Raw genomic sequence first — 21,327 nt, 5'->3', positions numbered from 1 at the left:
CAGCCGATCCGTGACGGATCGGCACCGCTCTCAACGCGCGCCGCCCCCGAGCTTCACGGTCCGATACCGAGGGACTTCAACTTGCGGTGCAGGGCCGAGCGCTCCATCCCGATGAACTCGGCGGTGCGCGAGATATTGCCCGAGAACCGGGCGATCTGCGCCACGAGGTACTCGCGCTCGAAGATCTCGCGGGCCTCCCGGAGCGCGAGGCTCATCAGCTTCTCGCCGCCCGCACCGCCCGGGGTGGTCGGCACCAGGGCGCCGATCTCGGAGGGGAGCATCTCGGAGGTGACCTCCTGCTCCGGGTCTGCCTGGGTGAGGATCATCAGCCGCTCGACGTTGTTCTTGAGCTGGCGGACATTGCCCGGCCAGTTGTGCGACTGGAGCACCGCCATCGCGTCCTCGGCGATCCGGCGCTTGGGCAGGCCGGTCTGGGACGAGATGTTGTCCATGAAGAACTGGATCAGCTCGGGCACGTCCTCGCGGCGCTCCGCGAGCGAGGGCACCCGGATCGGCACCACCGAGAGGCGGTGGAACAGGTCCTCGCGGAACCGGCCGGCGGCGATCTCCTCCTGCAGGTCCCGGGAGGACGACGAGATGATCCGGACATCCACGTGGACCCGCGTCGTGCCGCCGACGCGCTGGAAGTTCTGATCGACGAGGACGCGCAGGATCCGGTTCTGCGTCTCGCGCGGCATGTCGGCGACCTCGTCGAGGTAGAGGGTGCCGCCATGGGCCTCCTCAAGAGCGCCGACCCGGCGCCCGCTCTCGCCCTCGACCCCGAACAGCTCCGCCTCCATGGTCTCGGGCAGGATCGCCGCCGCGTTGAGGAGCACGAAGGGGCCGTTCGCCCGCGCCGAGGCCTTGTGCAGGCTGCGGGCGGCGAGTTCCTTGCCCGAGCCCAACGCCCCGGTGATCATCACCCGGGCGTTGGTCGGGGCTACCCGCTCGATGGTCTGGCGCAGCTGGTTGATCGCCAGCGAGCCGCCGACGATCCGGCTGGCGTTGCCGGAGCGCGCCGTCAGGTCGCGCACCTCGCGCCGGAGCCGCGAGGCCTCCAGCGCGCGCTCGGCCACCAGGATCAGCCGGTCGGCCTTGAACGGCTTCTCGATGAAGTCGTAGGCCCCCGCCTTGATGGCCGAGACCGCGGTCTCGATGTTGCCGTGGCCCGAGATCATCACCACCGGCAGGTCGGGATTGGACGCCTTGATCAGGTCGAGCACCTGCAGGCCGTCGAGCCGGGAGCCCTGCAGCCAGATGTCGAGGAAGACGAGGTGCGGCCGTCGCGCCTCGATGGCGGCGAGCGCCTCGTCCGAGCTGCCGGCCGTGCGGCAGCGGTGTCCCTCGTCGTCCAGGATGCCGGCCACGAGGTCGCGGATGTCGGCCTCGTCGTCGACGATCAGGATATCGGCGCTCATGCGTGCATCTCCGCGATCCGGGGGGCCGTCGGCGCGGCGCCCTTCTCCTCTGTCGTGACGGGACTGGTCTCGGGGGGCGCCGCGGCCGGCTCGGGCCCGTGCTCGCGCGGGACCCGCATCCGCACCTGGCCGCCGCGGCCGGCGGGATTGTCGTTCAGCTCGATCCCGCCGCCGTGCTCCTCAAGCACCTTGCTGACGATGGCAAGCCCCAGCCCGGTGCCGCCCTCGCGGGTTGTCATGTAGGGCTCGAGCAGCCGCTGGCGTCCCTCGACGGGGAATCCCTTGCCGTTGTCGGTGACGGTGATCACCGCGAATCCGTCCTCGACCGCGAGGCTCAAGGCGATCTTGCCCTTGCCGAGCTCGGCCTCCGGCACCTCGGCCACCGCCTCGACGGCGTTCTTGAGGATGTTGGTGATCACTTGGCTGAGCAGCCGGATGTCGAAGGCCGCCACGATCTTTTCGGAATTGCCCGCGCCGTCCTGCCCTGAGCCCGTCTGGGCCGAGAACGCGAAGTCGATGTCCGGGTGCGCCACGCGCATCATGAACAGGTTCTGCTTGGCGATCTCGGTGAGGTCGTTTGGGGCGATGGCGGGCTTGGGCATCCGCGCGAAGGCCGAGAACTCGTCGACCATGCGCTTGATCTCGTCCACCTGGCGCACGATCGTGGCGGTGCACTGGTCGAACACCTCCTTGTCGGCGGTGATCACCTTCCCGTACTTGCGCCGGATCCGCTCGGCCGAGAGCTGGATCGGGGTCAGCGGGTTCTTGATCTCGTGGGCGATGCGGCGGGCGACATCCCCCCAGGCGGAGCTGCGCTGCGCCTGGACGAGGTCGGTGATGTCGTCGAGCGTCACCACCGAGCCGCGGGAGGCCCCTTGCGCCTGCTCGCTCGTCACGCGCACCGTGACGGTGCGCTCGCCCCGGGACCGGGTGAGCTGGATCTGCTGCTGCTGCAGGCTGCGCTGCCGGGCCTCGCTCTCGGCGAGCACGGGGGCGAGTTCGGGCACCGCGCGGGCGAGGGGCTGGCCGACCAGGGCGTCGCTCGCGAGGTCGAGCATCCGCTCGGCGGCCGGGTTGGCGATGGTGACGAAACCCGCCGCGTCGAGGCCGATCACCCCGGGCGAGACCCCCGACAGCACGGCTTCGGTGAAGCGGCGGCGGGTGTCGATCAGGTCGCTCGCGGCGATCAGCCCGGCGTGCTGGCGGCGCAGCTCCTGGGTCATCTTGTTGAAGCTCTCGCCGAGATGGGCGAGGTCGCCGCTGGTCTTCTTGGTCGGCACCTGGGCGTAGAAATTGCCCGACGCCACCTGGTCGGCGGCGTTGATCAGCCGCCGGATCGGCGCCACGAACCGGTTGGCGAAGTTCATCCCGAACCACACCGCCGACAGGAGCGCGATCAGGGCGATCAGCAGGAAGACCGACGCGAAGGTGATCTGGATCGAGCGGCGCAGCGAGTCGTAGGTGAGGTACTCGGCGGCCGCGGCCCGGGACACGCCGGGGAAGTCGATGGCGAGCTGGCTCACCTCCCGCTGCACCATCAGCACGGCGTCGTCGTAGGCCGGCATGCGCAGGAGCGCGGCGAAGACCCGGCCCTCGGTGGGCAGCAGGCAGATCGGGTCGGCCGAATTGGCCGCATCCTCGAAGGCCGCCGCCGAGGGCAGGCGGTTCGTCTTCAGGACGTCGATCTTGGCCCGGGCCACCACCTCGGTGGGGCCGCGCATGATCTGCGCCACCGGCAGGCCGAGATTGGTCGCCCGGGTGGTCAGGAAGGTCTGGAACCAGTCCCGGTTCACGTCGAAATTCGGCCGGGCCCGGGTCAGGTCGTCGGCGAGGATGCGGATCTCGCGGGCGAGGCTCTGGCACTGGTTCTCCTGGTAGGCGTCGGCCACCTCCACGGATTTCAGCACCACGTCGCGGACCCGGTCGGTGAAGCCCAGCGACAGGCCCCGGTCGATCGTCACGGACGCCACCACGGCGAGCAGGATCGTCGGCAGGATCGCGATCAGCGAGAACAGGCCGACGATGCGGGTGTGCAGGCGCGCCACCGCCGCGTTGGCCTTGCGGGCGTGCAGGAAGACCCGCGCCTCCCAGGCGATGACCACGGCGAGGCCGAGGACCAGGGCGGCGTTGATGGCGAGCAGCGTCACGCCGTAGGCCGGCGTCGGCGTCACCCGGATCACCCCGGCCAGGATCAGGAAGGTCGCCAGCGCCGAGACCAAGGCGGTGACCACCACGACCGCCCCGATCCAGCCCGGGCCGCGCGGCCCGGGTCGCAGCGAATCCGCCAGAGCCATGTCCTGACCCGTCCCGTCGCCAGCCCCCTCGGGGTCAGGCGCCGGGCCTTCCTCTGTCCGTGAGCGTCTCAGGAACGGCATGACTGGTGCAGGGCCACAACAGTGTGGCGGAATTAATACGAATGGAGCCGGGCTCGAACAGGATCCGGAAGGCGATGCGCCGCAGCGGAGCGCCCTTGACCGTGCCGGCACCCACCCCTAACCCCAGCCCCGGAGGCGAACGGGGTCTGGTGGCCCTCCTGGTCTTCAAAACCAGCGGTACGCCAACAGCGTACGGTGGGTTCGATTCCCATCCGCTTCCGCCTCGTTTCATACAATCTGAGCCGCAAGAGCAGTGTTCGCCCATATCCAGGCGACAGAGGCGGCGAAATTGGCAATAGTGATTCGTCGGAACACCGGGTTTCCCGGCTCGTTTCCCGCGATAGGTCGATCCTGCGCCGGTGCCGCCGTGAAGATCCGTTCCGCCGTCTCCCTCCCGTTCCCGCCGGCCCGAGCCGGCCGCGCGTGCTGAGGCCGGCCATGCTCGACAGACTCGTGACGCTCATCCCGCCCGGCGCCCGCGAGGCGCTGCGGGCCCTCGCGGCCCGCCGGCCCCTGCGTGAGGTGGAGGCCGGCTCCACCGTCCTGCCGGGCCTCGACACGAAGCCTGCTCCGATGGCGCCCCTGCAGCCGCCGGCCGCCACCAACGACAACCCGCTCCAGGCCCTCCACGAGGCCGTGGAGCGCGACCTGCGGGCGAGCGGTCACCTGAGCTGAAGGCGTCAGCGCCTGGCCGGAGCCGGGTGGCCGGCCGCCCCGGCCTCGATCCAGTGGCAGGCCGTGGTGCCCCGCACGCCGGCGCAATCGTAGCTCTGGCCGCCCAGCGATACCCGGTCGACGATGCCGGTGATCTCCGCGCGCGGCAGCGCCGTGCAGCCGAGATGGTCCGCCTTCGGATCGGCGAGCTGCGCGGCGGCAGCCTGGGCGCCGGCGCGCATCAGCATCCGGTAATTGGCCAGCGACGGGCATCCGATCACCGGCGGCCCGCCGCGCCGGTCGGGCCCGCCCTTGTCCTGGCCGCCCTTCTCGGGCGTGGCCCGGCCCGGCGCCCGGGGCGCCTGCTGGGCCAGCGCCGGTATTGCGGAGAGGCCGAGCGCCAGGGCAAAGATGCGGAGAAGCCTGCGAGTCATGCCCGGCTCCCTAGCATGAGGCCGCGTGGCCTTCGCAGCCGCCGCATGGCCGCGCCCCCGGCGGGTCCATGGCCCTCCCGGAGGCCTGCGCAAGCGTCAAGGCTCGGCTGCGGCCATTCCGGCTTGACCGCAGGCCCGCCATTTGCGAGCGCCGCGGGCGACAGTTGAGGAGTGGCCATGGCGACGGCGATCGACAGCGACCAGAAGCTGCACCTGGTCTTCGGCGGCGAGTTGCAGGATCTCGACGGCGTCCGGTTCCGGGACGTCAAGAATCTCGACATCGTCGGCATCTTCCCGGATTACGCCTCCGCCCAGGCCGCTTGGCGGGCCAAGGCGCAGGCCACCGTCGATAGCGCGCAGACGCGCTACTTCGTGGTCCACCTGCACCGGCTGCTGGAGCCGTAGGCCCCCTGCGCGGGGACAGCGTTCCGGTGCGGCGCAGCCGTGAAGGCCGCGTGAAGGCATTGTGACACTTCCTGCCCGCTGCTAAGAGCCTCGCCCGTCATCGGATCGTTCCGGTCTCCAGGGACCGGTATTCGGAGCGCGGCGGGAAGTCCGGCCGCGAGTGAGCGGCCGCCCATGAAATCCTCGATCAAGATCATCGCCGGTAATGCCAGCCGGCCCTTGGCCGAGGCGATCGCCGCCTATCTGGAACTGCCGCTGGCCAAGTGCATGGTCCGGCGCTTCGCCGACATGGAGATCTTCGTCGAGCTGCAGGAGAACGTGCGCGGCGAGGACGTGTTCATCGTCCAGTCGACCTCGTTCCCGGCCAACGACCACCTGATGGAACTGCTGATCATGATCGACGCCGCGCGCCGGTCCTCGGCCCGGCGCATCACGGCGGTGATCCCCTACTTCGGCTATGCTCGGCAGGACCGGCGCACCTCGGGCCGCACCCCGATCTCGGCCAAGCTGGTGGCGAACCTCATCACCGAGGCGGGCGCCGACCGCGTCCTGACCCTCGACCTCCATGCCGGCCAGATCCAGGGCTTCTTCGACATCCCCACCGACAACCTGTTCGCCGCCCCCGTGATGGTGCGCGACATCAAGGAGCGGCTGCCGAGCGCCGACCGGATGGTGGTCTCGCCCGACGTCGGCGGCGTGGTGCGGGCGCGGGCCATCGCCAAGCGGATCGACTGCCCGCTGGCCATCGTCGACAAGCGCCGGGAGCGTCCGGGCGAGTCCGAGGTGATGAACATCATCGGCGAGGTCGAGGGCCGCTCCTGCATCCTCGTGGACGACATCGTCGATTCGGGCGGCACCCTGGTCAACGCCGCCGAGGCGCTGCTCAATGCCGGCGCCAAGGACGTCTCGGCCTACATCACCCACGGGGTGCTCTCGGGCGGCGCGGTCTCCCGCATCGCCGCCTCGCGGATGAAGGAGCTGGTGATCACCGACTCGATCCAGCCGACCCAGGCGGTCAAGCTCGCCCGCAACATCCGGGTGGCGACCATCGCGCCGCTGCTCGGCGAGGCGATCGGGCGCACGGCGACGGAATCCAGCGTCTCCAGCCTGTTCGACTGAGCCCAGCGCGGGCGCGCCGCCCGAGATCCACCCGGAGACTTAGCCGCAGTTCCGTCCGCGCGGGAGGGCCCTATCTTGCCCAGCCGGAAGGCGTTCGGTCTGGGAGCGGACACTGAGTCGGGCGCGCATCATCGGCATCCACGGGCTGGCCAACAAGCCGCCGCGCGACGAGAAATCGGCGTGGTGGCGCGCCGCGATTGGCGAGGGGCTCGACCGCAATCTCGGCCTCCGGATGACCGAGGCCGACCTGCCCTTCGCGTTCGTCTATTGGGCCGACCTGCGCTACGAGCAGCCGCTCTCCGGGGACCGCAACCGCGAGCCGTACAGGCCCGATCACGGCCTCGGGCCGTTCCCCTCCCCCGCGGGCGATCCCGAGGCCGCCGAGCCGACCCTCAGCGACCGGATCTATCGCGGCCTCTCGCACCTGCAGGAGGCCGCCGGGCTGACCCCGGTGGACGACCTGATCCTGGAATACCGCCTCGACGACCTCTGGGGCTACTACGAGGACGCGGCCTTCCGGGAGGCGGCCCGCAGACGCCTGGGCGCGGCGTTGCGGGAGGCCAAGGGCTGCGACGTGCTGATCGCCGCACACTCGATGGGCGGCCTGATCGCCTACGACGTCCTGCGCGCCGCCGAGGCGGACGGGACGCCGCTGCCCCGCTGTGCCCTGGTCACGCTGGGTTCTCCCCTGGGGCTCGCCGAGCTGAAGCTGAAGCTCGCCGGCGAACACGGCGATCTGCGGGTGCCGGCCGCGCTCACCGCCTGGACCAACCTGATGGACCGGCAGGACATCGCCACGGTGGGCGACGACCTCGCCGACATCTATGCGCCGAACGCCGACGGCGTGCGGGTCCGGGACGTCCCGGTTATCAACGCCTACCGGAGGCCGGACGGCGGCGAGAACCGGCACAAATCCTACGGCTACCTGCGCACGCCGGAATTCTCGAAGACCGTGGCGGGGTTCCTGGCGGAAGGGAGCTGAACCCGGCGGCCGGCGAGCCGGCCGCCCGGCATCCCCGCCTCAGAGCCGACCCGGCACGGCCTCCCGCAGGACGCGCTCGGCGGCGGCATCCTCGATCTTGTTGATCAGCCGGTTCGCCTCGTGCTCGTCGCGCAGGGTCTTGGCCAGCGTGAAGGTCGTGCCCGTGAGGAAGATCGCCGCCATGGCGAGGTAGCCCTTGATCCAGATATCCGCGGGCAGGAAGAAGATCCCGAGCGCCAGCATGGCGGCGGCCGCGGCGAAGCTGACCAGCGTGAAGGTCTTCCAGGCGGCGGTATGGGGCATCTGCGGTGTCATCGGTCGTACTCCTCGGGTGACGGGTGAGAATCGGGGGACGCGCTCAGGCCTGCGCCCTGAGGCGGTCGAGCACCGCCCGCGGGTCCGTGCGGGAGCGGCCGTAGCCGGCGGCGTCGAGATCGGCCTCGATCCCGGCCGCAGCCTGGATCTCCAGCTCCGCCAGCGCGGCGGCGACATCCGCCTCGGCGGTCTGGCGCTCGCGCAGGCGCGCCAGCGTCCGCTCGGCCTCCCCGAGCGCCCCGGCCGACAAAGCCGTGACCCGGCGCCCCTCGAGCCCCGCCCGCCGCAGGGCCTCGATGGTGCGGGCGGTCTGGAGCCCGCGGTCGAGATCCCGCAGCCGCTCGCCGCCCTGGGCCACCAGGCGCTTCAGCCGCTCGACCTCGGCGGCAAAGCGGCCCGCGGCGGCCCGCCGGTCGGCACGCTCGTCCTCCAGGGCCGCGATGAGGCCGGCGGCCTCGCGCCCGAGATCCTCGCGTCCGTCGGCGAGCGCCCGGCGCGCGCCGTCTGAGAGGGAGCCGATGCGGGCGCCGATCGCGTCCAGCGCGCGCGCCTCGGCGGCGTGGTAGGCCATGGCGACGGCGAGTTCGCGCCGGGCTGTGGCCAGCGCGCCCGCCGCGTCCCGGATCTGCTGGCGCAGGATCGTCACAGCGTGCGCGTCATGAATCGCCTGCGCGTTGTCGGCGACCACGCCCCGCATCAGGATGGAGAGGGTCCTCATCACGGTTCACCTCGCGGAGACGGCGCTCCGGATCCCGTCCAGAATTTTTTGAACGCCGTTCACGAAACAAGCAATCACAGCGCGAAGCGTGGCGCAAGGGATAAAATGAACAGTGTTCAAAAAAAGATGCGGGGCCGCCCGCGGAAGGGGCAGACCGACCGGGCCGCCGATCGCCGAGCGCTGATCGAGGCCGCGGTGGCGATCCTGAACGAGGTCGGCTCGGGGGGCCTGACGGCCCGCAATATCGCGGAGCGGGCCGGCACCGCGGTCGGCTCGGTCTACACGCAGTTCGACAGCCTGGAAGTTCTGCGGCTGGAGGCGAATGCCATCACCATGCGCCGCCTGCGGGACGCCCTGACGGACGCGCTTGCCGCCTGCCCGTCTCGGGAGACCGATGACCGGCTCCTGTGCCTGGCCGACGCCTACCTGGCCTTCGCGGCCGAAAACCACGCCGCCTGGGCGGCGATCTTCGAGCGGCGCACCGTGGCGGCCCCCGACTCGGTCCAGGCCGATATCGCGGCCCTGTTCGAGATCCTGGAAGGCGTGCTGCGCGACGGAGGCCGGCTCCCCAAGGCGGAGATCCCCGTCATGGCCCGAGCGCTCTGGTCCAGCGTCCACGGCATGACATACCTGGCCGATCTCGGGAGTCTCGGGCCGCTCGGGGCGGGCGACGTGCGCCCGATGATCGACGCCCTGGTGCGCGCGGTGGTGCGGGGCTTCGCGGAGAGCTGAGCGTCCGCGAGGACCACGAAAGCGGCGTCGGAGCTGGGCCCACCGCTGGCGCGGCCTTAATCCATCCACCCCCTCATCCTGAGATGCCCACGTCAGCGGGCCTCGAAGGAGGGCTCCGGAAGGCGCCGCGATCCCTGGACGACGCCTTCGAGGCCCCCGCTGCGCTCCGGCACCTCAGGATGAGGGGGATGGGTTGGAGGGGCCTGCAGGCCGGGACGGCGGCCCTGCGCCAGTCCACCCCGCCTCAGGTCGCCTTGACCTCCGCCAGGAACACCCGGACAGCTTGGCCGAACGCGTCGAGCCCCGGGTGAGGCCGCACGCGGTCGTGAGCACCTGCTCGGAGGGCGTCCCGGTCTCGCCGGCGCCCAGGCGCAGATCGGCGATGGTCTCGGACGCGCCCTGTGCCCCATGGCGGCTTCCACCCCGTGGGTCACGTCCGCCGGGTTGCGGGTCTCGGTCATCCGGTCCTGCTCGACCTGCCCCTTCAGGCTGAAGAGGCCGATCCCCGAACCACCACAATGCCGATCCTCATCCGCGCCCCAGGCGATGATGATTTCAGGTTGTGAAAACTGTGACGCTTTCACGCTAGCGGATCGTGGAGGCAGGATCCGGCCCTTGCGCGCGTGCGCTCAAGCCTGTCCACTCCGGCGCCAACAAAAAGCCCGGCCTCGAACCGGAAGCCGCCGGGCCACAGGGAGAAGCGTCATGGTGCGTGCGTCGCGGACGGGCTCGATTCTGCGGAACTGCCGCCGCCTCTTTCGGGCGGGGCCGGCGGCCCTCGTGCTGGCCGGGCTGGCCCTCACCCTCCCCGCCCGGGCCGACGATTCCAAGGTCCGGATCAGCCGGCAGCCGGGCTTCGTCTACCTCCCGGCTGTGCTCGCCGAGCAGCACAAGCTGATCGAGAAGCACGCCAAGGCGGCGGGCCTCGGGGACGTCACGGTGGAGTGGGTGAACCTCACCAGCGGTGCGGCCGGCAACGACGCGCTCCTGTCGGGCAACATCGACATCGTCGACAGCGGCTCCACCAACATGCTGCTACTCAACGACCGGACGCGGGGCGACGTGAAAGGCCTGTGCGGCGTCGGCTCGACGCCGATGCTGCTGCTGACCCGCAACCCGGACGTGAAGACGCTCAGCGACTTCTCCAGCAAGGACAAGATCGCGCTGCCATCCGTGAAGGTCTCCTCGCAGGCGGTGCTGCTCCAGATCGCCGCCAAGAAGGCCTTCGGGCCCGAGAACGCGACCAAGCTCGACCCGCTCACCGTCCAACTCGGCCATCCTGATGCTGTGGCGGCGCTGGCGAGCCCGCACAACGAGGTCAACAGCCACTTCTCGCTGCCGCCGTTCCAGCAGCGCGAGCTGCAGGATCCGGCGATCCACAAGGTGCTGAACTCCTACGAGTTGGTGGGCGAGCCGGTGAGCAACGCGATCTTCTACGCCCGGACCGGCTGGTACAATCGCAACCCCAAGCTCGCCGCCGCCATCGTGGCCGCCATCGACGAGGCCAATGCCGAGATCGCCAAGGACCCGCTCCAGGCGGCCAAGGACTACGTGGCGGCCACCAACGAGAAGACGCCCCCCGAGACCCTGGTCGAGATCATGAAGGAGCCGGGGACGAACTTCTCCACCACCCCCTACGGCATCATGCTCCAGGCCCGGCACTTCTACGCGATGAAGACCATCAAGGCCGAGCCCAAGGACTGGAAAGACACGTTCTTCCCGATCGTCCACAACCGGCCGGGGAAGTAGGCCCCCCGGCCGGTCAGTGCGCCTCCACGGGCCCGGCGGCGCGCTGCGGCTTCCTGAGGATCGCCACCACCGCGAGGCTCGCCACGAGGCTCACCCCCACCAGCCAGAACCCGTCCGCGTAGGCCATGACATAGGCCTCGCGGCGGACTTGGGCGGCGAGCTGGCCCAGCGCGACGCCCTTGGCGGCCAGCGGGTCGGCGATGCGGGCGTGCATCCCGGCCGCCAGCGCCGCGAGCCGGTCCTGGGTGCGGGTGGCGTTGACGGTGATCGCCTCGGCCAGCATCGAGAAGTGGAAGTGCTCCCGCCGGTCGATCATGGTCGACAGCATGGCGATGCCGATCGAGCCGCCGAGGTTGCGCATCATGTTCGACAGCGCCGAGGCGTCCGCGGTGTCGCGGGGCGCGAGGCCGGCCGTCGAGAGCTGCGAGAGCGGGATCGTGAACAGCGGCTGGCCGATGGCCCGCATGATCTGCGGCAGGATCAGCTGGTCGGCGCCGACGTCGTGGGTGAGGCCCACGTTGATCCAGCAGCTCGCGATGAAGAACAGCGTGCCGGTGACTACGAGGAGCCGCGCGTCCACGGCGCGCATGATCAGCGGCATCATCGGGAACAGCAGCAGCTGCGGCAGGCCCGACCACATCACCACGTAGCCGATCTGCTGGGCGTTGTAGCCCTGGATCTGCGCGCAGTAGACCGGGATGATGTAGATCGACCCGTACGAGACCGCGCCCAGCACGGTCATCAGCACGCAGGCGCCGCCGACCGAGCGGTTGGCCAGCACCCGCAGGTTGATGAAGGGCTTGGAAGCCGTCAGCTCGCGGACGATGAACCCGGCGATGCCGGCCGCCGCGAGCCAGCTCGCCTCGACGATCACCGGCGAGCCGAACCAGTCCTTGCGCTGGCCCTCCTCCAGCACGAAGGTCAGGGCCGGCAGGCCCGTCGCCATCAGGCCGATGCCGATCCAGTCGCCCTTGAGCAATTCGCCCCAGCGGGCCGGCGCCGCCTCGAAGGCGCCGAGCTGGATCGCGGCCGCGATCGGACCGAAGATCAGGTTCAGGTAGAAGATGTAGTGCCAGGACAGGTTGTCGGTGAGCCAGCCGCCGACCGTCGGGCCGATGGCCGGCGCGAAGGTCGCGGTCAGCCCGAACATGGCGATGCCGATCGCCTGCTGGCTCTTGGGCAGCCGCGTGCGCACGATCACGATCGCGGTGGGGATCAGCACGCCGCCCGTGAAGCCCTGGCCGGCCCGGAACAGGATCATCTGGCTCAGGGTCGTCGACAGCGCGCAGGCCAGCGAGAAGGCGGTGAACAGGATGGTGTTCACCGCGAGGTAGCGGCGCAGGCCGATCACCGAGGACAGCCAGCCGGTGAGCGGGATCACGATGATCTCGGCCATCAGGTAGGCGGTGGAGATCCAGCTCCCCTCCTCGGTGGAGGCGCCGAGCGCCCCCTGGATGTCGGCGAGCGACGCGTTGGTGATCTGGATGTCGAGGATCGCCGTGAAGGCGCCGAGGATCGCGCCGAACACGGCGAGCCAGTCCCGGGCGCTCGCCTTCGCCTCGGGCACGGCCACGGCCGGCACCGGGCTCATCGGGGCAGGGCTTCGCTGACCAGCGCCGGGGCGGGCCTCGGCCGGCGGCGGGCGGGATCCACCGGCTCCACCGGGTCGGCGGTGTGGACCGTGGCCTCCACCGACAGGCCGGGACGCAGGCGGGCGACCAGCGGGTCGGACGCGTCCAGGGCGACGCGCACGGGCACGCGCTGCACCACCTTGGTGAAGTTGCCGGTGGCGTTCTCAGGCGGCAGCAGGGCGAATTGCGAGCCGGTGCCCGGTGAGAAGCTCTCGATCCGGCCCTCGAATTCATGGTCGCCGAAAGCGTCCACCGTGAAGGTGACGCGCTGGCCCTCGACCATGTGCCCGGTCTGCGTCTCCTTGAAGTTCGCCACGAGGTAGATGTCGCGGCCCATGGGCACGAGAGTCAGGAGCCCGGTGCCGGGGGAGACGACCTGCCCGATCCGCAGCGCCCGGTCGCCCGCTACGCCGTCGATCGGGGCCACGATGGTGGCGTAGCTGAGGTCGAGCTTCACCCCCTCGACCTTGGCCTCGGCGCCCTCCAGGCTCGCCCGGGTGCTGGCCTCCAGGGCCTTCAGGCTGTCGATCTGCTTCTGCGCGGCGTCGAGGGAGGCGGCGGCCTTGTCGCGGGCGGCGTGGCGCTGGCGCAGATCGGAATCCGCCTGCTGCTGGCGCTGCACCGTGCCCGAGCCCGTCTGCAGCAGGTTCTGGTAGCGGGCGTATTCCTGCTGCGCGAAGGTGAGCGCGGCCTCGGCATTGGCGAGGTCGGCCTTCGACGAGGCGACCTGCGCCTGCTGCTGGATGATCGCCGAGGCGACGCCCAGGATCTGCGCCTTATCCTTCTCGACCTCGGCCTCAGCCTGCTTGAGCTGGACCCGGTAGGACCGGTCGTCGAGCCGGGCGATCACGTCGCCGGCCTTCACCGGCTGGTTGTCGCCGACCATCACCTCCGCGACGATGCCGGCGATGCGCGGCGCCACCGTGACCTTGTCGGACTGGAGGTAGGCGTCGTCGGTGGTCTCAAGGAAGCGCCCGATGGTCCACCAATGCCAGCCATAGGTTCCCGCCCCTCCGAGCGCCAGCAGGCCCGCCAGGGGCAGGACGATCCGGGCCCGGCCGCGGCGCGACTTCGTCGTGGGGCTGAGCGACGCGGCGGGTGCCGCAACGCCGCCCGCGACCGGGTCGGCGCTCTTGAAGCTGTCGCTGCGACGTGCGTCCATCGGGTGTAGCCAAAATCAAAACGGTACGGTATCGTATTGATAATGCGAGCTGCGGTTTCAGGCAAGGAGGATCGCGGGTGACGGTCACGGAGATCGAGCGGGCGGAGGCGGGGCAGCGGCGGGGCGGCCGGCCGACCCGCGCGGAGGCGGCCCGACGCGAGGCGCACCTGATCGCCGTCGCGACGACCCTGTTCATGGAGCGCGGCTTCGACGCCACCTCCATCGACGCGGTGGCCGAGGCCGCCGGGATGAGCAAGCCGACGGTCTACGCGCGCTACCGCGACAAGCGGGCGCTGTTCGAAGCGGTGCTGCGCGAGCGGATCGCCGCCTGGCTCGCGCCGCTCGCCGCCGCCGCGGAGGCCCAGGCGGCGCAGGCCGGGACCGACGACGTCGAGGCGACCCTGCACGACCTGAGCCGCACCCTGCTGGCCCATGGGCAGTCGCCGGGCGCGGCGATGCTCAAGCGCAACCTCGTGGCCCAGGCGCTGCAATTCCCGGACCTCGCCCGCCTCGCCCACGAGGAGGGCTGGCTGCGGGGCGTGCGCGCCGTGGCGCAGCTGCTCGCGGTCTTCGCCCGGCGCGGGCGGATCGCCGTGGCCGACCCGGAGATCGCGGCCGACCTGTTCCTCAGCCTCGTCCTCGGCCGGTCTTCCCAGGCGGCCCTCTACGGCATCGCGACCGACCCGGAGACGCAGGAGCGGCGGCGGCAGGCGGCGGTGCGGCTGTTCCTCGACGGGGTCCGTCCCCGCTGACGGATTGGCGGCCGTTCAGCCCAACCCGCGATTGCGCCCCTCCCCGCCCGGGCCTATATAGGTCTATCCCCATTCGACAGCGTGAGACGGGACGTCCGGATCGGTCATCCGGAGCCCGCGGCCCGATGCCCGGCCCCCGTCCCGCCAGGCCGGAGCACGAGAGACATGTCCCAAGGTCCGCTGATGCCGAAGGCGACCGCCGTGTGGCTGGTCGAGAACACCTCCCTGGCCTTCGAGCAGATCGCCGATTTCTGCAAGCTGCACCCGCTGGAGGTGAAGGGCATCGCCGACGGCGAGGTCGCGGCCGGCATCAAGGGGCTCGATCCGGTGTCCACCGGCCAGCTCACCCGCGACGAGATCGAGAAGGCCCAGAAGGCGCCGCACTACAAGCTGAAGCCCGCCGTGTCGAAGGTGAAGCTGCCGGAGGTGAAGCGCACCACCAAGGGGCCGCGCTACACGCCGCTCTCGCGCCGCCAAGACCGGCCGAACGCCATCCTGTGGCTGCTGCGCAACCACCCGGAGCTGAAGGATTCGCAGATCATCCGCCTGGTGGGGACCACCAAGGCGACGATCCAGCAGATCCGCGAGCGCACCCACTGGAATTCGGGCTCGCTCCAGCCGATGGACCCGGTGACCCTGGGCCTTACCACCCAGATCAATCTCGATTTCGAGGTCCAGCGCGCCGCGGCCGACCGGCCGGCGGCGGTGGCGGCCGAGTCCGGCGCCTCGCTGCTGCCGACGGAGGTCTCCACGGCCCGCGACGAGCACGACCGGGAGCACGAGGACGATCACGGCGGCCGCGAGGAGCGGCTCGATGCCGATTCGGTCTTCGCCAAGCTCAAGGGCCGGCACCACGACGAGGACGACGAGGAGTAATCCGGCGATCCGCCCCACCCTTGGACGGGCGGGTCAAGACGGTGGCTTGTGCAGGATGCGGGCCCCCTCTCCTCGCCGGAGAGGGGGCCCGCATCACGTCTGGCCGAGCCTGACTGCGCCGGCCACCGACGTGGCGGAGCGCGGATCGGTTTATTCCGGCAACGGCTTTCCTGTGGTCTCCGGCATGAACCAGGGCACGACGAGCCCGATGACGTAGACGCTCGACAGGGTCAGCGCCGCCGCGGCCACGCCCCCGAAGGAGGTGACGATCTGCCCGGCGATGATCGGGAAGATCCAGGCGATCAGTCGCGCGCCGTTGAACACGAAGCTCGCCGCCGTTGCCCGGACCGCCGGGGTGAACAGCTCCACGAGGTAGATCGCCATCCACGAGAAGGCGAAGCCCAGGGTGAAGAACCCGTTCAGGAAGGCGAGCCCCATGAACGGCACCAGCCCGCCCGTCCAGAGATAGCAGACGAGCGAGGTGATGATGCAGCCGATATAGGTGACGAGCAGGAAGGCGCGGCGCCCGATCGCGTCGGCCACGAAGCCGGAGATCACGTAGGCGGTGATCGCCCCGACATTGTAGATGATGCCCATGCGCGGGCCCCAGAGATTGGCCGGCTCACCCGCGGCCTTGGCGAGCCCCTCCGTGTAGGCCGGCAGCCAGGACGAAACCGCCCACCAGCCGACCGTGGTGGCGAAGGACAGGGTGGTGGCCAGCAGCACCCGCCGGCGGCTCTCGGGCTCGCGGACGATCTCCGCCAGCGTGAACGGGCGCTGCGCGGCGTGCGGGGCGTGGCCGGCATCCTCGGCGGTGGCCGCCCAGCGCTGCTCCCGCAGGGCCTGCATCCACTGCTCGGATTCCTCCAGCGCCCGCCGCAGGTACAGGCAGACGAAGGCCGGGAGCGCGCCGAGCGCAAACATGATCCGCCAGGACTCCTTGCCGAGCGGCTCCGTGGCGGCGAGCAACGCCCAGACGATGGCGGCCAGGACCGCGCCGCCGCCGAAGCCCGATTGCAGGAAGCCGCAGCCCTTGGGTCGCGCCCGGTTCGGCCAGGTCTCGGCCACGAGGGCGATGCCGGTGGACCATTCCGAGCCGATGGCGAGCCCGGTGATGAACCGCAGGACCGCGAGCTGCGTGAAGCTCCCGGCAAACGCCGTCAGCCCGGTGAAGATCGCGTAGCCCAGGATGGAGATCATCATCATGCGCTTGCGGCCGATATAGTCGGCGGCGATCCCGCCCATCAGGCCGCCGAGACCCCAGCCGAGCAGCGTGATGCCGATGGCCAGCCCCACGTAGGAGGCGGGCGCCTGGGCCTGCTCGGGGGTGAGGATCGAGGCGAGCGCCGGGCGCAGGGCGTAGACGAGGGCGACCGCCTCGTAGCCGTCGAAGATCCAGCCGAGATAGCTGCCCCAGAGAATGCGCCAGTGCCGCGGGGTGAGACCCGCGTACCAGGGGGCGCTGGCGGTCTCGCGCAGCCGGACGTCACCCGCGACCATCGCTTAATCCTTCCTCCCGGGCGCGCCCGCGGCGCCCTTCCCGTCCCGGTATACAGGTCGCCCGCGCCGTGTCGGCGCCTGTCGAGCGCCCGGCGGTCACATTCGCGTCGCGGCGTTCGGATCGCGCTCCGGCATCCGGTTGAGAGCCGTGCCCGATCGCGTTGCAATCGGGTGTCGACGTCGAGGACCACCACCGGCGGCCCGGTGGCGGTCAGCATCCGGGCGGCCGCGACGGCGCTGTCGTTGAGGAAAGCGGATTCCGCCGGCGGAATCCGCACGGGCCCGCCGGTAACGTTCGGGATCGTGCCGGGCCGGCTCGGGCGTGTGGACGATGCGCATCGGGGCGTGGAGGAGAGCATCGTCCGCCCGCGCGTCATCCGGGCCGGACCGCGCTCCCGGACTGGGCACACTCTCGACCGCCCGATCGTCTCGCGATCCGCACGGCCGCGCGGATCGCGGCCGGCATCCGTTTCGGCGTTCCCGGTTCCTCGGCCATGAGGGCGTTCGGATCGCTGACGAGCCATCCCGTCGAGTCGGGGACCTCGGCGGCGATCTCGCGCAACAGGGTGGGAACCCGCGCCCAGGGCTCGGTGACCGGTCCGGCACGCGGCCGGATCGTGCCCTGTTCCCGCCCGCCGGCGACGAGGACGTCCGGCCAGCGCGCGCAGAAGGCCTCGACGCAGGCGGGGTCGAAATGGCGGCCGCTCTCGGCGCGGATGCAGGCCAGCGCCGCCTCGAAGGACATCGCCTCCTTGTAGGGCCTCTGCGTGGTCAGGGCGTCGAACACGTCCGCCACAGCGACGATCCGGTCCGCCAGCGGGATCTCGGTGCCCGAGAGACCTCCCGGGTAGCCGCTGCCGTCCCATTTCTCGTGATGCGATTCAGCGATCTCGGCGGCGAGGCGGATCAGCGGCGATGCACTGCCGCCCAGGATGCGCTTGCCGATGGCCGTATGCGTCTTGATCAGGGCAAACTCGTCCGGGTCGAGCCGGCCCGGTTTCAGCAGGACGCCGTCCGAGATGCCCACCTTCCCGACATCGTGCAGCGGCGCCGCGAGATAGAGGTTGCGGCAGAAATCCGGGGCGAGCCCGAGCCCCTCGGCCACGATCTGGCTGTAGCGGGCCACCCGCCACGTGTGGTCGCCGGTGTCGCTGTCGCGGTACTCGACGGCCAAAGCCAGGCGGAAGATGATCTCCTCCTCGCGCTCGCGCATATGGCGCAGGGCGGCCTCCGCCGCGCCGTCGAGCCAGGCTGCCTGCTCGGCCAGCCGCCGCACCGCCTTGGCGAGCCGGATCATGTTGCGCAGCCGCACGGTCAGCTCGACGCCCCGCATGGACTTGTCGAGAAAGTCGGTCGCTCCCGCATCCAGGGCGGCGAGCCGCACCGCGTCCGAGATGTCGCTGGTGACCATTACGACCGGCACCTGGGCGTAGTGCGGGATGGTGCGCATGTGCCGGATGAAGGCGATCCCATCCATGGCGGGCATGTGGCAATCGACCAGGACGAGGTCGAAGGCGTGCATCTGCGCCTCGACGAGCGCCGCGGCCGGATCGCCGTGATCGGTCACGCTCACGTCCGGCTTGGCCTCCAGCAGCCGGCGCAGCCGCAGGCGCATGGTCGGGCTGTCGTCAACCAGGAGCGCGTCCATCATGAGCTCGCGAATCGCCTCGCGGGCACGCCCGGCGCGTTCAGGCGGCCCGACCCGGAGACGTGCCGTTGCCGGCGCTCACGTTTCGGCGCGCTGGCCGGCAGAGGAACAGAGGTTGCCGCCATTTCCATGTCTTCAGTGCTCGTTGAAAAGCAGTGAAGTCTTGCAAGTTAACGCTCAGTAAATAATCTGCGCAATGTTCTTGATCGTTCTGTGTCTTTAATGATGCTATTTTACACTTGTATCCAGGGAATTCAATTGGATATTGAGACAGAAAGGCAGCAAGATTCGGCATGAGAAGCCGCAGATAATAATGACGGCTGGCTGAGCTTATTTTCTGAGCTATGAACAGGATTGATACGGCCGCGGCATCGGCGCCCTGGGACGCTGACACGTGGGCAGGCCGAGGCTACGGTCAGGCGATAGCACGACGCGGTGGACGGAAGAGGCGCAGCCCGCCCCGGGTCTCCGCGCGTCGGCGCGGGCGGCGTGTCGGGAGGCGCCGGGGCGATGATGCGGTTCGATCTCACCGATCTCGGCCTGTTCCGGCACGTGGTCGAGGCCGGCTCGATCACCCACGGGGCGGCGCGGGCGAACCTCGCCTTGGCGGCGGCCTCGACACGGATCCGGCTGATGGAGGAGTCGCTCGGGGCTCCGCTCCTCACCCGCGGGCGGCAGGGCGTCAGCCCGACCCCGGCTGGGCGCGCGCTCCTCGTCCAGGCCCGGGAGGTCCTGGCCGGGGTGGAGCGCCTGCGCGAGGAGATGTCGGCTTTCTCGGGCGGCGCGGTCGGTCAGATCCGGGTGCTGGCCAACACCAACGCCCTGACCGAGTTCCTGCCGGACGCGCTCTCGGCCTTTCTGGCCGGGCATCCCGGGATCGGAGTCGAGATCGACGAGCGCACCTCCGAGGAGATCGTCGGGCTGGTGGCCGAGGGGGCGGCCGATCTCGGCATCCTCTCCGGCACGGTGGATACCGGATCCCTCCAGACCTTCCCGTTCCGGGAGGACCGGTTCGTCCTCGTGGCGGCCCGGGACCATCCCCTGGCGGCGCGCGCCGCAATTCCCTTCGCCGAGGTCCTCGGCCACGATCTCGTCGGCCTCGACCGTCGCAGCGCCATCAGCCGGTTCCTCGTGGCCCAGGCGGTCCGCGCGGGGCGGCCGATGCGCCTGCGGGTGCAGCTGCGCGACTTCGACGCCGTCTGCCGTCTGGTCGAGGCCCGGGTCGGGCTGGCGGTCCTCCCCGAGAGTGCGGCCGCCCGGGCGGCGCAGGGTCTCGCCCTGGCGGTGGTGCCCCTCGCCGACCCCTGGGCGCGGCGCGACCTGACGCTGTGCCTGCGCGATGTCGACGGCCTGCCGCCCTTCATCCAGGCCTTCGTGGCGCAGCTGCGTGCCTGAGATCCGGACCGGCATCCGGTCCCAGTGAGATTAACCATGTCCTTCGAAAGATGTGTTTCTTCGGAAACTTCATGTCCCAAGTGTAAGCTGCTGCTTCCGGCGAACGAAAATTACGTACGTGCATTGCGGATGACCTGGGCTCGGCCCTTTATGGTCGCGCCTGCACTCGGATCCCGCCGCGGGATCCGTTCCATCTTTCGCGCTGAAGCCATGAAACGTTCGATCGAGCCTTTCGACGTTGCCGTGATCGGAGCCGGTCTGGCCGGGAGTTGCCTGGCCGGGGCCCTGGCCCGGGCCGGAATCCGGGTTGCGCTGATCGATGCCCAGGCCGGTCGCGATGCGGCGCGGCGCGACTTCCGGGCGGAGAAGTTCGGGGCCGACCAGATGGCGCTGTTCGAGGGCCTCGGCTTCGGACCGGCGCTGACGGCCTGCACCACCGCCACCGAGGAGGTCGCGGTGGTCCGCTACGGCCGGCTGGCCTACCGGGAGGCCGCCCGCGAGTGGGGGGCGCATTACCCCGTGCTGGTCGGCGCCGTCCGGGCGGCCCTGCCCGAGGGGCTGCTGATCCCCGGCCGTGTCGCGGATCTCGACCTCGGGCCGGAGCGTCAGGCGCTCACCCTGAGCGACGGGCGCCGGATCGAGGCGCGCCTCGTGGTCCTCGCCACCGGCCTCGGTCAGGCGCTGCAGGCCAAGGCCGGCCTCACCCGGCGCGCGCTCAGCCCCCGGCACTCGCTGGCCGTGGGATTCGACATGGCCGCGCCCCGTGCGCACTTTCCGTTCCCGGCGCTGACCTACTTCTCCGAGCGGTTCGGCGGCCGCGATGCCTACCTGACCTTGTTTCCCCTCGGGGACGTGATGCGGGCCAACCTGTTCTGCTACCGCGGTCCCGGCGAGGCCTGGGTCGCGGAGCTGCGCCGGGATCCCGAAGCGACCTTGCGGGCCATGATGCCGCGCCTGTCCCACCACTGCCCCGATCTCGCGGTGGCCGACCCGCCCGAGGTCCGGCCGATCGACCTCGCCCGGACCGAGGGGGTGGAGCGCGACGGGCTGGTGGTGATCGGCGACGCCTTCCAGACCGCCTGCCCGATCCCCGGCACCGGGATCGGCAAGCTCCTCACCGATGCGGACCGGCTGGCGCGGGTCCACGTGCCGGCGTGGCTGGCCACCCCCGGTATGGGCCGGGACAAGATCGTGGCGTTCTACGCCGACCCGGTCAAGCGGGCCTGCGATGCGCGGAGCCTGCGCACCAGCCTCTACGCCCGCGGCCTCGCCGTGGAGACCGGTGCGCTCTGGCAGGCCCGGCGCCTGCGCAACCGGGTCGCCCGCACGGCGGTCCGCGTCGCCAAGGACGGGCCCCGTTCGGCGGCCCTGGCGCTCGGCCTCCGGCAGGCCGGCCTGTAGGGACGGATCCCGTCCCGGGCGGCGGGCCGGTCTTCCTTCGGGACGCGGTGCCGGCCGCGCC

Annotated in this window: 19 protein-coding genes and 1 tRNA gene; 11 read left to right on the top strand and 9 right to left on the bottom strand. The window is 70.7% G+C overall.

Translation table 11 applies throughout. The features are described 5' to 3' along the window. Positions 1-53: 53 nt before the first annotated feature. Together ntrX and ACYCO6_RS14095 are read right to left on the bottom strand one after the other, a co-directional pair. Positions 54-1,418, bottom strand: coding sequence for a nitrogen assimilation response regulator NtrX (gene ntrX / locus ACYCO6_RS14100; protein WP_459772371.1), 1,365 nt, complete (start codon positions 1,416-1,418; stop codon positions 54-56). Then, positions 1,415-3,793, bottom strand: coding sequence for a sensor histidine kinase NtrY-like (locus tag ACYCO6_RS14095; RefSeq protein WP_459772370.1), 2,379 nt, complete (start codon positions 3,791-3,793; stop codon positions 1,415-1,417). Before ACYCO6_RS14095 ends, ntrX begins: the two co-directional genes overlap by 4 nt. Before the next feature lie 131 nt (positions 3,794-3,924). Here ACYCO6_RS14095 and ACYCO6_RS14090 point away from each other — a divergent pair. Then, positions 3,925-4,014, top strand: a tRNA-Sec gene (locus ACYCO6_RS14090). Positions 4,015-4,231: 217 nt separating this feature from the next. Beyond that, on the top strand, positions 4,232-4,468 hold the full coding sequence (locus ACYCO6_RS14085) for a hypothetical protein (RefSeq protein ID WP_459772369.1): 237 nt from the start codon (positions 4,232-4,234) through the stop codon (positions 4,466-4,468). 5 nt (positions 4,469-4,473) lie between these two features. Here the strand turns inward: ACYCO6_RS14085 and ACYCO6_RS14080 are convergent, their stop codons facing one another. Beyond that, positions 4,474-4,881, bottom strand: a complete 408-nt coding sequence (locus ACYCO6_RS14080) for a hypothetical protein (protein WP_459772368.1) — start codon at positions 4,879-4,881, stop codon at positions 4,474-4,476. 177 nt (positions 4,882-5,058) lie between these two features. On the opposite strand from ACYCO6_RS14080, the gene ACYCO6_RS14075 reads away from it, so the two are divergent. The 3 genes from ACYCO6_RS14075 (at position 5,059) to ACYCO6_RS14065 (ending at position 7,387) form a co-directional block, all read left to right on the top strand. Beyond that, positions 5,059-5,286 carry a DUF4170 domain-containing protein gene (locus ACYCO6_RS14075; protein WP_459772367.1) on the top strand — a complete coding sequence of 76 codons (228 nt, stop codon included), beginning with the start codon at positions 5,059-5,061 and terminating at the stop codon, positions 5,284-5,286. Between the two features lie 174 nt (positions 5,287-5,460). After that, on the top strand, positions 5,461-6,405 hold the full coding sequence (locus ACYCO6_RS14070; protein WP_012318471.1) for a ribose-phosphate pyrophosphokinase: 945 nt from the start codon (positions 5,461-5,463) through the stop codon (positions 6,403-6,405). A gap of 232 nt (positions 6,406-6,637) precedes the next feature. Then, a complete protein-coding gene (locus tag ACYCO6_RS14065) occupies positions 6,638-7,387 on the top strand; it encodes a hypothetical protein (protein ID WP_459772366.1) in 750 nt (249 codons plus the stop codon). Between the two features lie 39 nt (positions 7,388-7,426). Here the strand turns inward: ACYCO6_RS14065 and ACYCO6_RS14060 are convergent, their stop codons facing one another. Further along, on the bottom strand, positions 7,427-7,702 hold the full coding sequence (locus ACYCO6_RS14060) for a YiaA/YiaB family inner membrane protein (RefSeq protein ID WP_459772365.1): 276 nt from the start codon (positions 7,700-7,702) through the stop codon (positions 7,427-7,429). A gap of 43 nt (positions 7,703-7,745) precedes the next feature. After that, positions 7,746-8,420 carry a PspA/IM30 family protein gene (locus ACYCO6_RS14055; RefSeq protein ID WP_459772364.1) on the bottom strand — a complete coding sequence of 225 codons (675 nt, stop codon included), beginning with the start codon at positions 8,418-8,420 and terminating at the stop codon, positions 7,746-7,748. A 105-nt stretch (positions 8,421-8,525) separates the two neighbouring features. On the opposite strand from ACYCO6_RS14055, the gene ACYCO6_RS14050 reads away from it, so the two are divergent. Next, positions 8,526-9,152, top strand: a complete 627-nt coding sequence (locus tag ACYCO6_RS14050; protein ID WP_459772363.1) for a TetR/AcrR family transcriptional regulator — start codon at positions 8,526-8,528, stop codon at positions 9,150-9,152. Positions 9,153-9,857: 705 nt separating this feature from the next. Continuing rightward, on the top strand, positions 9,858-10,901 hold the full coding sequence (locus ACYCO6_RS14045; RefSeq protein ID WP_459772362.1) for an ABC transporter substrate-binding protein: 1,044 nt from the start codon (positions 9,858-9,860) through the stop codon (positions 10,899-10,901). Positions 10,902-10,914: 13 nt separating this feature from the next. On the opposite strand, the gene ACYCO6_RS14040 is transcribed toward ACYCO6_RS14045, so the two are convergent. Together ACYCO6_RS14040 and ACYCO6_RS14035 are read right to left on the bottom strand one after the other, a co-directional pair. Next, positions 10,915-12,492, bottom strand: coding sequence for a DHA2 family efflux MFS transporter permease subunit (locus ACYCO6_RS14040; RefSeq protein WP_459772361.1), 1,578 nt, complete (start codon positions 12,490-12,492; stop codon positions 10,915-10,917). Beyond that, positions 12,489-13,694, bottom strand: a complete 1,206-nt coding sequence (locus ACYCO6_RS14035; protein ID WP_459772360.1) for an HlyD family secretion protein — start codon at positions 13,692-13,694, stop codon at positions 12,489-12,491. Before ACYCO6_RS14035 ends, ACYCO6_RS14040 begins: the two co-directional genes overlap by 4 nt. Positions 13,695-13,771: 77 nt before the next feature. Between ACYCO6_RS14035 and ACYCO6_RS14030 the strand changes: the two genes are divergently transcribed. Together ACYCO6_RS14030 and ACYCO6_RS14025 are read left to right on the top strand one after the other, a co-directional pair. Further along, positions 13,772-14,446 carry a TetR/AcrR family transcriptional regulator gene (locus tag ACYCO6_RS14030; RefSeq protein ID WP_459772359.1) on the top strand — a complete coding sequence of 225 codons (675 nt, stop codon included), beginning with the start codon at positions 13,772-13,774 and terminating at the stop codon, positions 14,444-14,446. Positions 14,447-14,611: 165 nt separating this feature from the next. Beyond that, complete coding sequence (locus ACYCO6_RS14025; RefSeq protein WP_459772358.1) at positions 14,612-15,322, top strand: DUF1013 domain-containing protein; 711 nt, start codon at positions 14,612-14,614, stop codon at positions 15,320-15,322. Positions 15,323-15,472: 150 nt separating this feature from the next. On the opposite strand, the gene ACYCO6_RS14020 is transcribed toward ACYCO6_RS14025, so the two are convergent. Both ACYCO6_RS14020 and ACYCO6_RS14015 read right to left on the bottom strand, forming a co-directional pair. Beyond that, complete coding sequence (locus tag ACYCO6_RS14020; protein ID WP_459772357.1) at positions 15,473-16,822, bottom strand: MFS transporter; 1,350 nt, start codon at positions 16,820-16,822, stop codon at positions 15,473-15,475. Positions 16,823-17,195: 373 nt separating this feature from the next. Next, positions 17,196-18,470 (bottom strand): HD domain-containing phosphohydrolase, encoded by a 1,275-nt coding sequence (locus ACYCO6_RS14015; protein ID WP_459773566.1) that lies wholly within the window; start codon positions 18,468-18,470, stop codon positions 17,196-17,198. 510 nt (positions 18,471-18,980) lie between these two features. On the opposite strand from ACYCO6_RS14015, the gene ACYCO6_RS14010 reads away from it, so the two are divergent. Both ACYCO6_RS14010 and ACYCO6_RS14005 read left to right on the top strand, forming a co-directional pair. Next, positions 18,981-19,865: a LysR family transcriptional regulator gene (locus ACYCO6_RS14010; protein ID WP_459772356.1), complete on the top strand. Its 885-nt coding sequence runs from the start codon at positions 18,981-18,983 to the stop codon at positions 19,863-19,865. Positions 19,866-20,075: 210 nt separating this feature from the next. Continuing rightward, entirely contained in the window at positions 20,076-21,266 is a 1,191-nt protein-coding gene (locus ACYCO6_RS14005) for an FAD-dependent oxidoreductase (protein ID WP_459772355.1), read from the top strand. Positions 21,267-21,327 lie beyond the last annotated feature (61 nt).

The organism is Methylobacterium sp. CM6257 (genome assembly GCF_054611515.1).
Note: the sequence above shows the minus strand (reverse complement) of the source record. Positions and strands in the feature narration are given on the sequence as shown.

Excerpts from the sequence above, each read along its gene's own strand:
- ACYCO6_RS14075 (WP_459772367.1), top strand. The coding sequence starts at position 5,059 with ATGGCGACGGCGATCGACAGCGACCAGAAGCTGCACCTGGTCTTCGGC.
- ACYCO6_RS14050 (WP_459772363.1), top strand. The coding sequence starts at position 8,526 with ATGAACAGTGTTCAAAAAAAGATGCGGGGCCGCCCGCGGAAGGGGCAG.
- ACYCO6_RS14085 (WP_459772369.1), top strand. The coding sequence starts at position 4,232 with ATGCTCGACAGACTCGTGACGCTCATCCCGCCCGGCGCCCGCGAGGCG.
- ACYCO6_RS14010 (WP_459772356.1), top strand. The coding sequence starts at position 18,981 with ATGATGCGGTTCGATCTCACCGATCTCGGCCTGTTCCGGCACGTGGTC.
- ACYCO6_RS14055 (WP_459772364.1), bottom strand. The coding sequence starts at position 8,420 with ATGAGGACCCTCTCCATCCTGATGCGGGGCGTGGTCGCCGACAACGCG.
- ACYCO6_RS14065 (WP_459772366.1), top strand. The coding sequence starts at position 6,638 with ATGACCGAGGCCGACCTGCCCTTCGCGTTCGTCTATTGGGCCGACCTG.
- ACYCO6_RS14070 (WP_012318471.1), top strand. The coding sequence starts at position 5,461 with ATGAAATCCTCGATCAAGATCATCGCCGGTAATGCCAGCCGGCCCTTG.
- ACYCO6_RS14080 (WP_459772368.1), bottom strand. The coding sequence starts at position 4,881 with ATGACTCGCAGGCTTCTCCGCATCTTTGCCCTGGCGCTCGGCCTCTCC.
- ACYCO6_RS14020 (WP_459772357.1), bottom strand. The coding sequence starts at position 16,822 with ATGGTCGCGGGTGACGTCCGGCTGCGCGAGACCGCCAGCGCCCCCTGG.
- ntrX (WP_459772371.1), bottom strand. The coding sequence starts at position 1,418 with ATGAGCGCCGATATCCTGATCGTCGACGACGAGGCCGACATCCGCGAC.
- ACYCO6_RS14025 (WP_459772358.1), top strand. The coding sequence starts at position 14,612 with ATGTCCCAAGGTCCGCTGATGCCGAAGGCGACCGCCGTGTGGCTGGTC.
- ACYCO6_RS14015 (WP_459773566.1), bottom strand. The coding sequence starts at position 18,470 with ATGGACGCGCTCCTGGTTGACGACAGCCCGACCATGCGCCTGCGGCTG.
- ACYCO6_RS14045 (WP_459772362.1), top strand. The coding sequence starts at position 9,858 with ATGGTGCGTGCGTCGCGGACGGGCTCGATTCTGCGGAACTGCCGCCGC.
- ACYCO6_RS14040 (WP_459772361.1), bottom strand. The coding sequence starts at position 12,492 with ATGAGCCCGGTGCCGGCCGTGGCCGTGCCCGAGGCGAAGGCGAGCGCC.
- ACYCO6_RS14005 (WP_459772355.1), top strand. The coding sequence starts at position 20,076 with ATGAAACGTTCGATCGAGCCTTTCGACGTTGCCGTGATCGGAGCCGGT.
- ACYCO6_RS14095 (WP_459772370.1), bottom strand. The coding sequence starts at position 3,793 with ATGCCGTTCCTGAGACGCTCACGGACAGAGGAAGGCCCGGCGCCTGAC.
- ACYCO6_RS14035 (WP_459772360.1), bottom strand. The coding sequence starts at position 13,694 with ATGGACGCACGTCGCAGCGACAGCTTCAAGAGCGCCGACCCGGTCGCG.
- ACYCO6_RS14060 (WP_459772365.1), bottom strand. The coding sequence starts at position 7,702 with ATGACACCGCAGATGCCCCATACCGCCGCCTGGAAGACCTTCACGCTG.